16 protein-coding genes and 1 other annotated feature are annotated in these 13,821 nt (G+C 36.1%); of the genes, 6 read left to right on the top strand and 10 right to left on the bottom strand.

Annotated elements, in window-relative coordinates; translation table 11 throughout:
- The 4 genes from ilvC to ilvE all read right to left on the bottom strand — a co-directional run bounded on the left by ilvC (position 1) and on the right by ilvE (position 4,458).
- Positions 1-1,011 carry a ketol-acid reductoisomerase gene (ilvC, locus tag BGI23_RS07110; protein ID WP_001151733.1) on the bottom strand — a complete coding sequence of 337 codons (1,011 nt, stop codon included), beginning with the start codon at positions 1,009-1,011 and terminating at the stop codon, positions 1-3.
- Positions 1,012-1,037: 26 nt separating this feature from the next.
- Positions 1,038-1,547, bottom strand: a complete 510-nt coding sequence (gene ilvN, locus BGI23_RS07105; RefSeq protein ID WP_000822948.1) for an acetolactate synthase small subunit — start codon at positions 1,545-1,547, stop codon at positions 1,038-1,040.
- Positions 1,544-3,244 (bottom strand): acetolactate synthase large subunit, encoded by a 1,701-nt coding sequence (gene ilvB, locus BGI23_RS07100; RefSeq protein WP_070805576.1) that lies wholly within the window; start codon positions 3,242-3,244, stop codon positions 1,544-1,546. The genes ilvN and ilvB overlap by 4 nt, the downstream gene beginning before the upstream one ends.
- A gap of 72 nt (positions 3,245-3,316) precedes the next feature.
- Positions 3,317-3,545, bottom strand: a binding site (T-box leader).
- A gap of 16 nt (positions 3,546-3,561) precedes the next feature.
- On the bottom strand, positions 3,562-4,458 hold the full coding sequence (gene ilvE / locus BGI23_RS07095) for a branched-chain-amino-acid transaminase (protein ID WP_001005497.1): 897 nt from the start codon (positions 4,456-4,458) through the stop codon (positions 3,562-3,564).
- Between the two features lie 415 nt (positions 4,459-4,873).
- On the opposite strand from ilvE, the gene BGI23_RS07085 reads away from it, so the two are divergent.
- Positions 4,874-5,113, top strand: coding sequence for a DUF3911 family protein (locus BGI23_RS07085; RefSeq protein WP_000752509.1), 240 nt, complete (start codon positions 4,874-4,876; stop codon positions 5,111-5,113).
- Positions 5,114-5,301: 188 nt separating this feature from the next.
- Complete coding sequence (locus BGI23_RS07080) at positions 5,302-5,541, top strand: YkuS family protein (protein WP_000101003.1); 240 nt, start codon at positions 5,302-5,304, stop codon at positions 5,539-5,541.
- Between the two features lie 352 nt (positions 5,542-5,893).
- Here BGI23_RS07080 and BGI23_RS07070 read toward each other — a convergent pair whose 3' ends face one another.
- Positions 5,894-5,983, bottom strand: coding sequence for a hypothetical protein (locus BGI23_RS07070; protein WP_000608225.1), 90 nt, complete (start codon positions 5,981-5,983; stop codon positions 5,894-5,896).
- A gap of 108 nt (positions 5,984-6,091) precedes the next feature.
- The gene (ytfJ, locus tag BGI23_RS07065; RefSeq protein ID WP_002071000.1) at positions 6,092-6,559 is read right to left on the bottom strand and encodes a GerW family sporulation protein; all 468 of its coding nucleotides are present in this window, start codon (positions 6,557-6,559) and stop codon (positions 6,092-6,094) included.
- Between the two features lie 112 nt (positions 6,560-6,671).
- Between ytfJ and BGI23_RS07060 the strand changes: the two genes are divergently transcribed.
- On the top strand, positions 6,672-7,064 hold the full coding sequence (locus BGI23_RS07060; RefSeq protein ID WP_001997037.1) for an imidazole glycerol phosphate synthase: 393 nt from the start codon (positions 6,672-6,674) through the stop codon (positions 7,062-7,064).
- A 33-nt stretch (positions 7,065-7,097) separates the two neighbouring features.
- Here the strand turns inward: BGI23_RS07060 and BGI23_RS07055 are convergent, their stop codons facing one another.
- Entirely contained in the window at positions 7,098-8,441 is a 1,344-nt protein-coding gene (locus tag BGI23_RS07055; RefSeq protein ID WP_000454132.1) for a TrkH family potassium uptake protein, read from the bottom strand.
- Between the two features lie 1,200 nt (positions 8,442-9,641).
- Here BGI23_RS07055 and BGI23_RS07050 point away from each other — a divergent pair.
- Complete coding sequence (locus tag BGI23_RS07050) at positions 9,642-10,877, top strand: dicarboxylate/amino acid:cation symporter (protein WP_000814817.1); 1,236 nt, start codon at positions 9,642-9,644, stop codon at positions 10,875-10,877.
- Positions 10,878-10,899: 22 nt separating this feature from the next.
- Here the strand turns inward: BGI23_RS07050 and BGI23_RS07045 are convergent, their stop codons facing one another.
- Both BGI23_RS07045 and BGI23_RS07040 read right to left on the bottom strand, forming a co-directional pair.
- Entirely contained in the window at positions 10,900-11,055 is a 156-nt protein-coding gene (locus BGI23_RS07045) for a hypothetical protein (protein WP_000184931.1), read from the bottom strand.
- Between the two features lie 136 nt (positions 11,056-11,191).
- Positions 11,192-11,611: a MarR family winged helix-turn-helix transcriptional regulator gene (locus BGI23_RS07040; RefSeq protein WP_000081439.1), complete on the bottom strand. Its 420-nt coding sequence runs from the start codon at positions 11,609-11,611 to the stop codon at positions 11,192-11,194.
- Positions 11,612-11,773: 162 nt separating this feature from the next.
- Here BGI23_RS07040 and BGI23_RS07035 point away from each other — a divergent pair, with 162 nt between their 5' ends.
- On the top strand, positions 11,774-12,205 hold the full coding sequence (locus BGI23_RS07035; protein ID WP_000503435.1) for a YrvL family regulatory protein: 432 nt from the start codon (positions 11,774-11,776) through the stop codon (positions 12,203-12,205).
- Between the two features lie 33 nt (positions 12,206-12,238).
- Positions 12,239-12,826: a thioredoxin family protein gene (locus BGI23_RS07030; protein ID WP_003266558.1), complete on the top strand. Its 588-nt coding sequence runs from the start codon at positions 12,239-12,241 to the stop codon at positions 12,824-12,826.
- Positions 12,827-12,857: 31 nt separating this feature from the next.
- On the opposite strand, the gene uppP is transcribed toward BGI23_RS07030, so the two are convergent.
- Positions 12,858-13,649: a bacitracin resistance undecaprenyl-diphosphatase gene (gene uppP / locus BGI23_RS07025; protein WP_000796249.1), complete on the bottom strand. Its 792-nt coding sequence runs from the start codon at positions 13,647-13,649 to the stop codon at positions 12,858-12,860.
- Positions 13,650-13,821 lie beyond the last annotated feature (172 nt).

Below are 13,821 nucleotides of genomic sequence, written 5' to 3'. Positions count from 1 at the left end.
TTATTTCATCCCTACCTTTACTCGCGGCTGTACGAAAGGCATCATTTCACGTAATTTACGTCCAACTACTTCGATTTCGTGTTCATTCTCTTTCTCATTTGTCGCATGGAAATTCGGTCTTCCTGCTTTATGCTCTGCAATCCAACCTCTTGCAAATGTACCATCTTGAATTTCTGCTAGCACTGTACCCATCGCTTTCTTCGTATCTTCCGTTACAACGCGTGGCCCTGATACGAAGTCGCCCCACTGCGCTGTATCTGAAACTGAATATCTCATATTTTCAAGTCCACCTTCATACATAAGGTCAACGATTAGTTTTAGTTCATGTAAACATTCAAAATATGCAAGTTCCGGCTGATATCCAGCATCAACTAACGTTTCGAATCCAGCTTTTACTAGCGCAGTTACTCCTCCGCAAAGTACAGCTTGCTCTCCAAATAAATCTGTTTCCGTTTCTTCTTTAAATGTCGTTTCTAATACACCAGCTCTCGTCGCTCCAATTCCATCGGCATAAGAAAGTGCCTTTTCAGTCGCAACTCCTGTTGCATCTTGGTATACTGCAAATAATGCAGGAACAGCTCCTCCTTCAGCAAATGTACGACGCACAAGATGTCCTGGACCTTTTGGTGCTACTAGAAATACATCTACATTCGCTGGCGGTTTCACTTGATCAAAGTGAACGTTAAATCCGTGTGCAAAAACGAGAGAATTTCCTGCCTGTAAATTTGGCGCAATTTCCGCTTCATATACTTCTGGCTGCAGTTCATCCGGTAGTAAAATCATTACTACATCAGCCTGCTTTGCTGCTTCTGCTACTGTATATACAGAAAATCCATCTTCTTTCGCTTTATCCCAAGACTTCCCTTTTCTTAAACCTACTACTACATCAAATCCGTTATCACGTAAATTTTGCGCATGCGCATGACCTTGCGAGCCATATCCAATGATTGCTACTTTTTTTTCCTTTAATACATTTACCGTTACATCTTTTTCATAATAAACTTTTGCCATTTTCATTTCCCCCTATATTTAAATGATTATTGAATTAACATTACTTGCTTATCTTGCTTTTTCATACTACGCGTAAAGGCTGTTACACCTGTTCTTGCAATTTCTTTCAAACCGTATGGACGAAGTAATTCAATTAACGCTTCTACTTTCTCCTGCGTACCTGTTACTTGCACAACTATGGAATCCTTCCCAACATCTATTACAGCGGCTCGAAACGGTTCAATTAAACTGTATAATTCTGCTCTTGCTACTGATGTTGCTACTTTAATAAGTGCGAGTTCTCTTGCAATCATCGCTTCTTCTGTAATATCTGATACTTTCAAAACATCAATTTGCTTATGAAGTTGTTTAATTAACTGCTCTACTTGCTGTTCATTTTCAACGTGTACAACAATCGTCATCCGCGATATGTCCGATGATTCCGTATGACCTACTGAAATACTTTCAATATTAAAATGTCTTCGTGTCATAACACCTGTAATTCGGTTTAACACACCACTTTGATTTCGAACTGTTGCTGTAACAATTCTCTTCACCTTTTTTCCACTCCCTCCATTTGGTGAACACCTTTCCCGGGCGCAACCATCGGCATTACCTTTTCTGATTGAAGTACACGGCAATCAATTACAACTGGCTCTTGTAATTGAATTGCATGCTGCAATTGTTTCTTTGCAAGAAGTGGATTATCTATGCGAACCCCTTTTATGCCATACGCATTCGCAAGAGCAACGAAATCTGGTTGACACGATAGTAAAGAGTGCGAATATCTTTTGTTATAAAATTCATCTTGCCATTGTCTTACCATCCCTAAAGCTTCATTATTTAAAATAAATACTTTAACAGGTAAAGAGTGTTCTTTTAACACACTTAATTCTTGCAGAGTCATTTGAAATCCAGCGTCACCAACAATTGCAATAACTAATTCATCAGGCTTTGCAATTTGGGCACCAATTGCTGCTGGAAATCCGAAGCCCATCGTTCCTAATCCTCCTGAAGTTACCCATTTATCTGGATTTTTCAGCGGATAATATTGGGCTGCCCACATTTGATGTTGCCCCACATCTGTCGTTACAATCGCTTCTCCCTTCGTAATTTCATATAACATATCAATTGCATATTGAGGCTTAATACTTTCAGAATTTCGTTTATAAGAGAATGGATACTTTTCTTTTCTATGCTTTAATAAAGAGATCCACTCATGATGATTTTCTTTCCTTCCTTCTGGTTGAAGTAATACTTGGAGCGCTTGCTTAGCACTTGCAACAATAGGAATTTCAGTCGGCACATTTTTTCCGATTTCTGCTGGATCAATATCAATATGCGCGACAGTCGCCTCCTTAGCAAAATAAGCTAAATTTCCAGTAAGACGATCATCGAATCTCGCACCTATATTAATGAGTAAGTCGCATTCATATAACGCCATATTAGCTGTGTAAGAACCATGCATTCCTCCCATCCCTAGAAAAAGCTCTTCATCTGGCGGAAAGCCACCAAGACCAAGTAATGTATGCACAACAGGAATTTCGTATTTACGAGCAAAACTTGTTAATTCTTTCGAAGCTTTCGCATGCAATACACCTGCTCCAGCTAAAATTAATGGCTTGTTTGCAACCATAATTGCTTGTAATAATTTGTTTATTTGAAGTAGATTCGGTTCATAATTCGGGTTGTATCCTGGTAAATCCATTTGCGCATCACTACATCGTTCGCCTTGCTCTACTACCATATCTTTCGGAAGGTCAATAACGACTGGCCCTGGTCTTCCTGTTCTAGCAATATGAAATGCTTCTTTAATAATTCGAGGTAAATCTGAAGCCTTTCGCACTTGATAATTATGTTTTGTCACCGGCATCGTAAGCCCCATAATATCGGCTTCTTGGAAAGCATCACTTCCAATTAACGTTGTCGCTACTTGCCCTGTGAATACAACAAGTGGTAACGAATCAATCATCGCATCTGCTAGACCAGTAATCACATTTGTAGCACCCGGTCCACTCGTTGCAATGACAACCCCTGGATTGCCAGTAATTCTGGCATATCCTTCAGCAGCATGAATAGCACCTTGTTCATGTCTCGTTAAAATATGCGGAATTTCACAGTCATAGAGTGCATCATAAAGAGGTAAAACAGCACCACCAGGATAACCAAAAATCACTTCTACTCCTTCCTTTTCTAGCGCTTCTAACAATAGCTGTGCACCAGTTGCCAGTTTCTCTTCCGTTTTTGAAGACATTGTTCTTATAAGCCCCCTTTAAAAAACTTTTATCAATAAAAAAAATCCTACGTCCACACTCCAGCTATGTGCTGAAGGGACGAAAGATTTCGCGGTACCACCCTTCTTTGCAAGAATACTCTTGCCTCAGTGACTCATAAAATGAGTCTAGCTAATAACGGAGCTACCGTCTAAGCCTAGACAAATGCTTCAGCTTAGCACTCAAGGGCGATGTTCGTCGACGTGAACCATCGGTTTCCAGCAACCACCGACTCTCTGTGAGGCTTCACAATCAACTACTCCTCCCTATCAACGCTTTCTTATGTTATAAAAAGTTGTTATCCAACTTTATTTTCTTCGTAAATTTTCTCTCCATCTTCTATAACTAACTTTCGGAATTCTTCTAGTAAACGATTCGTATGTGGACCCGTTTGCCCTAAACCAATCGTTCTACCATCTACTGTCGTAACAGCAATTACTTCCGCAGCCGTTCCTGTTAAAAATACTTCATCAGCTACATATACATCATGTCTTGTAAATAACTCTTCTCTAACGTCATATCCAAGTTTTTCACCAATTTCTAAAATAGCGTTTCGTGTAATGCCTTCTAACGCTCCAGCAGAACTTGGTGGTGTAATTAATTTATTTCCTTTTACAATAAATACGTTATCCCCTGAGCCTTCAGCTACGTATCCTTGATCATTTAACATAAGCGCTTCTTGTACTCCAGCCAATTTCGCTTCGATGCGAACTAAAATATTGTTTAAATAATTTAAAGATTTTACTTGAGGCGACAATACATCTGGACGGTTTCGACGCGTTGCAACTGTTACAACTGGAATCCCTTTTTCATAATATTCTTGCGGGAATAAAGATAGTTGCTCTGCAATTACTACTACATTCGGTTTTTTACAAGAATCAGGATCTAACCCAAGATTTCCTGCTCCTCTCGATACAACTAGGCGAATGTATCCATTAGATAATTTATTTTGTCGAATCGTCTCAACAACAATATTCGTTACTTCATCTAAAGAATATGGAATTTCTAACATGATGGATTTTGCTGATTCATATAACCGGACAAGATGCTCTCTCAAACGGAAAACATTACCGCTATAGACTCTAATTCCTTCAAATACTCCATCTCCATATAAATAACCATGATCATATACTGATACTTTTGCCTCGTCTTTTGGAACAAATTCTCCATTTAAGAAAATCCATTGCTCGTTCACTGGAAAGCGCCTCCTATGTTCTATGAATTTTTTATTGTTTCCTAGTTTACTCTCCTTTCTAAATAAATCAAGTGAATTTTTAGAAAATTTATAATTTTTATTCGTACGTACATCTTTAATTATATTGATTTAACAACATTGTTAACGTTTACAAAAAGTCAAAAAATTTTTTTCGTCAATTTCCATTAAAAAAATATTTGCTTAAAAGAAGGATTTTCGTCAATTGATACGAATCTATTGTATTCAATAAACGGACGTCCGTTTTTATAAATTCGGGAATATACAACGACTTTTGCTGAAAAAGGGGGGAAATAGTAAAAATAACGCTGTCTAAAAATAACATTCATATTTTCCATTTCGGAATCATAATCCTATTTTTAAAAAACAATTTGTCAAAATGAAGGAGGAAATCAATATGGCGTGTGTACAAATTAAAGGAACGAGACAAGAGGTAGTAGAAATGCTTCAACTATTTGATCTAATGGATACGAAAGGTTTTTGTAAATTCGATAATTATGTAGAGGTAGAACCAAATAATAAAAAACATAACAATTTTATTGCTTCCATCGACATCCATTCAAATACTTCTTCCGCCCAAGATACTTTAAACGATCAATTCGTAAGCCAAATGCTTACTGGTGTATATAACGACTAAACAAATAAAGTGAAATTTTAATCAGTGGGGGTTTTCTTCATCCCCCACCTAACTTCTTTGCTTTCGCTGCATTTTGAGGTGGGGGTCTTACTGCCCATTAAAGTCGGATAAATGTATCCTACCATCTTTCATAAATATATGCGATGTACTTGAGCATACTAGCAACTAGATGGTAGGAGGTGAGAATTATGGCTAGAATCGGTGTTGAAAACTCGCTAACAGATGTTCAGCAAGCTCTTAAGCAACAAGGACATGAAGTCGTTCCCCTTAACTCCGAACAGGATGCACAAGGATGCGACTGTTGCGTTGTAACTGGGCAAGATTCTAATATGATGGGTATCGCAGATGCATCAATTAAGGGTTCAGTAATTACAGCTCATGGTTTAACAACGGATGAAATTTGTCAACAAGTTGAAAGTCGCACTTAAAAAATGAAAGAGGACCCCTTTTGAAAAGGAGTCCTCTTTTTTATATTCACCTAACGGGAAAGTAACATATACTGGATGAAAGCCCTACCTCTCTCTCATCATTACGGTTCCACTGACCGCTCCTTGATTCACTAGTATACCTATAAAGCCTATAATTATAATTTATAGGGTTTGTTCACAAAAGTTGTTGGTAAGATTACCCGATCTTTCGCAAACTTTTCGTATTATATTTATAAGATTTATTTACTTTACACTAGCTGTAACCGAGACACGAATTAAAATTTTAACATCAATACGATAACTTGTCAACATTTTTTACAAATTTAAAACAGACAGTAACGGTTTGTCTGTTTTAGAATGGAGCTTTTTCTTTTATTACATATACAACAAAGCCGCTTACTAACATACATAACCCAACTACTAAGTTTTTGATATTAATCATAAATTCCTCTCCCTTATTCCACACATCATATATATTTACAGTTCATTTATTCCGATCATCATAAAGCACACTTGTTCTAATATATCATAATTCCTAAAAAATGCAAGTTCACTTTTGACGATTATTTACAAATTTATCTACAGTGCTTGGTACAGTATTTAAAGCCTTCTCAATTAAATGTGTACTACTATTGAGGTGCAATACTTGCACACCGTTAGAACCAACTACTAAAAAAGCAACTGGGCTAATAGAAACCCCAGCCCCGCTCCCGCCTCCAAATGGATGACTTTGTTTGTGCTCTTTATGTTGCCCTTGTCCGTTCTTATGTTTTTCGGAAATAAAATCACCTTTAAAATCACTTCCGCCAGCTCCAAAACCAAAGGCCACTTGAGATACTGTTAATACTACATTTCCGTCAGCTGTTGAAACCGGGCTGCCAACAATTGTATTTACATCTACCATCTCTTTTAAATTTGTCATTGCTGTTTTCATTAAATTTTCAATTGGATGTTCCATTATGTATTGCACCCTTTCCTCATTATTCTTTTTTATACTTTCCAAAATAGAGGAAGTCATACTAACTTTTCCTATTTCAAAAAAACAATCTTCACCTTTTAAATGGATATTACTCCCTGTACATACTCGGATAAAAAGGGAAAAGAGATACATACTACTATTGAACCCTGTTATGAAAGGAGTCATGACTTTGACTGAGAAATTTGATGAGTATAAAAAAAGAGATAGAATAGATAGTGATTATAGTGACTATAAAGAAGAATATGCAGCTGAGGTTGCACCACAGCGCATTGATTATGATTACGATGAGAAGGAACATAAAGATGATGTAAGATCGTCCGCTGCTGGGTCAACGGCTGGCTTTATCGCTCTTGCCTTATCTATCTTATCACTTTTCACCTTCCCAACATTATTCGGTCTTGTTTCTGTACTACTAGGTATTTACGCTTATAACCGCGGAGCTACTGTAACTGGTGGTATCGCTGCGATTGTCGGCGGAATTGCAGCACTCATTGCAATTTTATTCCGAGTAGCGCTTATCGGCTTATTGTTCTCCCTCTTTTAAAAAGAAAAAGGTATCTCGCTTATGCGGGATACCTTATCCTGTAAATACATCTTCTGACGGATATTTAATTTTTTGTTTTGCTGGTCGCGCTAAAGAAAATACAAGTGTTAACGGTCCGATTAATCCACAAAACATAACAAACATAATCATACATTTTCCAAACGCTGATAACTTTGCAGTAATTCCCATCGTTAATCCTACCGTTCCAAACGCTGAAATTGTTTCAAATAGTAACTGAATAAAACTGAAGTCTTCTGTAAGCATTAATATAAATACTGCTGCAAAAATGAGAATTTGACTGGCCACAGCAATTGCTAATGCTCTCGTTACTGTCGACATTTTAATTGTGCGCTGAAATAATACGATTTCCTCTTTCTTTCTAAAGAAAGAAAGAACAGATGTAACTAAAATAACAAACGTTGTTAATTTAATCCCTCCACCTGTTGATACACTTCCTGCACCAATAAACATTAAAACCATCGTAAATAATATAGATGATTCTTCCATTCCACCGTAGTCAACTGTATTAAATCCAGCCGTACGAGGAGTAATCCCTTGGAAAAAAGAAGCCCATAACTTTTCATTTAACGGTAAATTCCCTAAAGTCTTCACATTATTATATTCCAATACAAAAATCACAATCATCGCTATCACATTTAGCGCTACCGTTCCAATAATCATGATTTTGGAATGAAGCGATAGCTTTCGAAAACTCCGGCTATACCATATATCAATTAGTACGGTAAATCCGAGACCACCTATTACGATTAAAGAGCAAATCCCAATATTAATAATCGGATCGCCTACATACCTCGTTAAATTATCCGGCCATAGAGCAAATCCGGCATTATTATAAGATGCGATCACGTGAAAAATACTATAGTGTATACCTTTTCCAAAGCCAAACTCTGGAATAAAGCGAAACGATAAAAAGATAACCCCAATCAACTCAATACAAATTGAAAATATAAAGACACGTTTTACTAATTTTACAAGACCACCTATATTCGTCTGATTAAATGCCTCTCCAATTAATAAGCGATGACGTAATCCGATTTTTTTACCTAATACCCAAACAATTAAAATGGCAATTGTCATAAGACCTAAACCGCCCGTTTGAATTAAAAACATAATTACAATTTCGCCAAACATCGTAAACGTACTTGCAGTATCTACTACTCCCAACCCCGTTACAGTTGCTGCTGACGTTGCCGTAAAGAAAGCATCTACCCAACTAATATGTACTTTCGTTGCGAATGGTAACTTTAATAACAAACCGCCAACCACAATTAAGCAGAAAAAACCTAATGCTAATATTTGTGGTGGATTTAATCGTATAAAACGATTATACAGCCTTTGTCTTTTTGTTACTTCCATATTCACTAGCTCCCTTTTTCCCCTCATAACTAAAGGCTTATAAAAAACCTTAAATAGCAGGATAAACCTTATATTCTTATAATATAGTTGAGCATAATCCTTTTTTTCATAGTTTTCAACTTTTATTTATACTCGAACTTCACTTCATTTATGAAAAGACTCTTTCTATTATAAGTATCCTTACTCTATAACTCTCACAACAATCATTTTATATGTATCATTGCTTAAATCCTCATATCTTTCACTCTATGTTCACATAGGGGTCACATCTATCTTTTATAGTATATGTATCGGAGCTGTTCCTCCCTAATTTATAAGACATTCCCCAGTGTCTTGAACAGCTTTCCATCCCTAATTAAATTGACATAAATTGTCCCCTTCCTTTGGCCATCCTGTGTGATGGTCTTATTTTTTTGTCTTTCTATCTTCTATTTAAAACTCCCTCTCTCTTTCACTCTATGTTCACATGGGCGTCACATCCACATTTTATAGTATATGTATCGAAGTTGTTCCTCCCTAATCTATAAGACATTCCCCAGTGTCTTGAACAACTTCCATCCCTAATTAAATTGACATAAATTGTCCCTTCCTTTGGCCATCCTGTGTGATGGTCTTATTTTTGTCTTTCTATCTTCTATTTAAAACTCCCTCTCTCTTTCACTCTATGTTCACATGGGCGTCACATCCACATTTTATAGTATATGTATCGAAGTTGTTCCTCCCTAATTTATAAGACATTCCCCAGTGTCTTGAACAACTTCCATCCCTAATTAAATTGACATAAATTGTCCCCTTCCTTTGGCCATCCTGCGTGATGGTCTTATTTTTTGTCTTTCTATCTTCTATTTAAAACTCCCTCTCTCTTTCACTCTATGTTCACATGGGCGTCACATCCACATTTTATAGTATATGTATCGAAGTTGTTCCTCCCTAATTTATAAGACATTCCCCAGTGTCTTGAACAACTTCCATCCCTAATTAAATTGACATAAATTGTCCCCTTCCCTAGGCCATCATATGTGATGGTCTATTTTGTTTTCTAAATAGTTTATTTAGCTTTTTCTGCTTACTTTCGTAAAAGCAATCTATATTTAAATAGATACTTTTGTACTAAATATTCAGAAAATATTGTCAAAATAGGTAGTTTTTCGGTACAATTAATGTAGAAAGTAATTTCACAAAAATAAGGAGGGGGTTTTATTGAAACAAACAAAAGCAATCTTAATTGCATTATTTCTCGGTTTAGTTGTCGGACTCACTTTAAATTTAGCTGCACCATCCATTTTTGAACCATTAAATCAATATGTGTTCAATCCACTTGGTCAATTGTTTATTCGCCTCATTAAAATGCTAGTTGTCCCTGTTGTATTCATTTCTATCGTACTTGGAGCTGCTGGTCTTGGGGACCCGAAGCAACTTGGAAGAATTGGTTTAAAATCAATTTCATTTTTTCTTGTAACTACAGCCGTTGCCATCTCTATTGCAGTTACATTTGCACTGATTATACAACCAGGATCTGGCGGTAATTTTAAAACCGAAGGGCTTAAATATGAAGGTGCAAAAACCGAAACATCTTTCGTTGATACATTGCTAAATATCGTACCAGATAACCCAGCAAAAGCGATGGCTGATGGAAACATGTTACAAATTATTGCCTTTGCCGTATTAATTGGACTTGGTATAGCTATTTTAGGAAAACGTGTCCAAGGTATTCATTCATTACTTGAACAGGGCAACGAATTAATGATGTATCTCGTTAATCTCGTTATGAAATTAGCTCCAATCGGAACATTTGGGTTGCTTGCTTCATCCGTCGGTAAAATGGGTCTTGCAGGCGTCGCTGCGATGTTCAAGTATATGATTGTCGTTATGCTAGTACTTATTATTCATGGTGTCTTCGTATATGGTGGCTTATTAAAAGTATTAGCAAAAGAAAGCATTGTCCGTTTCTTTAAACATTTCGGACCAGTAATGGCGATTGGATTTAGTACATCTAGCTCTAATGCATCTCTTCCATTTGCAATGAAAACCGCACAAGAGAAGCTTGGTGTTCCAAAAGCAATCAGCTCTTTTGTACAACCACTAGGTGCAACAATTAATATGGATGGTACTGCCATTATGCAAGGTGTAGCAACTGTATTTATCGCTCAAGTATACGGCGTTGAACTTACTATTTCCCAACTAGCTGTAGTCGTATTAACTGCTGTACTAGCTAGTATCGGCACTGCTGGTGTACCAGGTGTTGGGCTTGTAATGCTGACGATGGTTTTAAATCAAGTAAATCTACCGGTAGAAGGTATTGCCTTAATTATCGGTATTGACCGCATTCTAGATATGTCAAGAACAGCTGTAAATATTTCTGGTGATGCAATTTGCGCAATGATTGTCGCAAAATCAGAAGAAAAATATAATACAGATCAATCTGCCGCATCTTAAATCAAAAAAGGAGTGAAATGATTCACTCCTTTTTTGATTTACTTCCCTTTTTCGAACGATATTCTTTTCCTTTATTATCGTTACCAGTTTCAAATTCTGCACTAAACTCTTGTTGAAATTGCCCTGATTTCGGTGAGCCTTGATTTCCGCTCCCTTTACTACCATTTCGATTTGTCATATTTCTGCCCCCTTCCTTTATTAGTAGTATGTTACATATTTTCTTTTTTATAATCTTTTACATGCGAAAAAAGACCTTCCTCATATAAGGAAAGTCTTCTTTTTCGGAGTGTAAGCGTTTTCTCACTTATAATGACTTAAATAAGTTTTTTAGAAATAGATATCATTATATTCATTTCTTCTTCTGAGAGCGTAGAAAATCTTTCTTGCAAATATTGTTTTTTTGCACCTTCCATTTTTGCAACTAAATCTTTTCCTTGTTCAGTAATCTCCAAATATACAACTCGGCGATCTGACGTAGAACGTGAACGAGTTACAAAACCTTTATTAATTAATTTTTCTGTAACAGCTGTAATATGACTATTCGACACATTTAACTCATTCGCCACACGTGATACCATTTCTTTATTCGTACGATTCAATATTCTAAGGACGATGAACTCATTCCACGGTATGTAACCACCAAATATTTTTCCAATATCATTACGCAACGTGCGGAACATAGCAAAAACATTTGTCGATAGTTCTTCCATTAATTGCTCTCGATTTTGAGACAACTTTGACAGCCCCTTTTATTTCATTTGATTAAATAAAAACCTTATTAATAATTTTACATGAAATCTTACTTTTTGTCACCTTATTTTCCCATAATTCGTAGTTTTTTAATAGATATTTCATGATAAAATGAAGTTAAATTTCCAAAAAAAGGAGTTGGGATAGTGGGTGAAGAAGACAAATTTTCGAATTTCAATCTAAAAGATAAAACTTTGATCATTGGTTTTGTTATTCTGTTCCTCATTGTAATTTTTGCATTTATATTTTTTGTATATGTAGGAATCTTTCATATTACTGGTGTAGAGTATAGGTCGCGCACTGCCTTACTTCTATTTTTTTTATTAATTACTTTCTTAGACGGTATTATATTTTTCATCTTCAGTTTCTTCAAGGCACTGCTATATCCAATGACACAAAACATGCCAAATTGGCTTTCTATTACTCTTTTCGCAATCATTGAAATTACACTAGATTGGTTCGTCATTCATACCGCTGACGATTGGATAGAGAGCGTACAACTGTCCAACATAGCTGAATTATGTGTCGTACTATTCCTTTTCCTATTAAATAAATTATTAAGTGACAAGAAAGAGTAAGAATACAAGCTTTTCTATATAAAAATTGGTACAATGAAAGCAAATCATACGAAAGAGGTGTTACTTATGAACTTACAACAATGGGCTGATAAAGGTATGTCCTTTGATACATATGTAAATGAAATGAAAGTAAATCAATACGAGTTACTTCACATTTACAATAATTTTTTAATTCCAAATGAATTACTTCCTGTATTAGAAGAACGTCAAAATGACGGCTGGCGTGTTATCGTATTAACAGCTGATTGGTGTGGCGATGCTCTTTTATGCGTACCTGTTATGAAACGAATTTCTGAAGTTGCAAATATTGATATGTCATTATTAATTCGCGATGAAAACTTAGAATTAATGGATCAATATTTAACAAACGGAACAGCACGTGCGATTCCAATCTTTATTTTCATTGATAAAGATGGAAACGAACAAGCCGTTTGGGGACCACGTGCTCCAAAAGTACAAGAGTTAGTAACTTCAATGCGCGCTACATTGCCTGAAAAAGAAGATCCAACATTCGAAGAGAAACAAAAAGAAATGTACGCTAATTTCCGTGCTACATTAGCTGATGACACTTCTCTTTGGGAACATGTAATGGAAAGCATGATGGAAAAAGTAGTAAAATAAAAAAAACTGCCGAACTCGGCAGTTTTTTTTATTACATAATGAAGAAATAGAATACCGCAGCTAAAATGAAACGGTAGTAAGCAAACGGTGTTAGTTTTACACGAGATAGTAATTTTAAGAATGAAACAATTGCAAGCATCGCAACAACGAATGCTGTAATAAATCCTGTTGCAAATAACGGTAGATCAGCCGCACTTAATATATCCCAGCTTTTAATTAAATCTAAACCACTTGCAGCTACCATCATTGGTACTGCTAAAATGAATGTATATTCAGCTGCCGCTGTATGTGATACGCGAGCTAATAAACCACCACTTATTGTAGAACCAGAACGAGAAAATCCTGGCCAAAGTGCTAAACATTGGAACATTCCAATTGTAAATGCTTGCTTATATGTGATTTCATCTAATGTTCTTGCTGTACTTGGTTTCGAAAACTTCTCAGCAACAATCATTAAAATACCACCAGCCACTAAGCTAATGACAACTGGGCCTGGCCCAAATAAAACTTCTTTAATCGCACTATGGAATAATACGCCAAGTACGCCGGCAGGAATCATCCCGATAATAATATGTAATAAATTTAACGACGGTCCATCTGTTACTTTTCCTATACCTACTAAAGACCATAGACGCTTCCAAAATATAACTACAACTGCTAAAATCGATCCCAATTGAATAACAACTTCGAAAACTTTCGCTCTCTCATCGTCAAATCCAAGTAAATGACCTGTTAAAATCATATGCCCTGTTGATGAAACTGGTAAAAACTCTGTTAAACCTTCAACAGCACCCATGATTATTCCAATTAACCAATCAGCCACGAGTAGTGCCTCCTTAATAACAAATATGTAATTTTTCACACCTTATCATAATACCTTATCCCCTTTTAAAGTGCATCCTTTTTTTATTGATTGTACATATTGCATACGCGTATTTCTTTTCTATTTTTTGATTAAATTGTATGATAGTTAGAGTTTGTTTTTTAGCGGAAAG

The sequence above is a fragment of the Bacillus sp. ABP14 genome, from assembly GCF_001831375.1.
GTDB classification, from domain to species: domain Bacteria; phylum Bacillota; class Bacilli; order Bacillales; family Bacillaceae_G; genus Bacillus_A; species Bacillus_A paranthracis.
The sequence above is the reverse complement of the archived record's forward strand: the minus strand, read 5'-3'. Positions and strand labels throughout refer to the sequence as shown.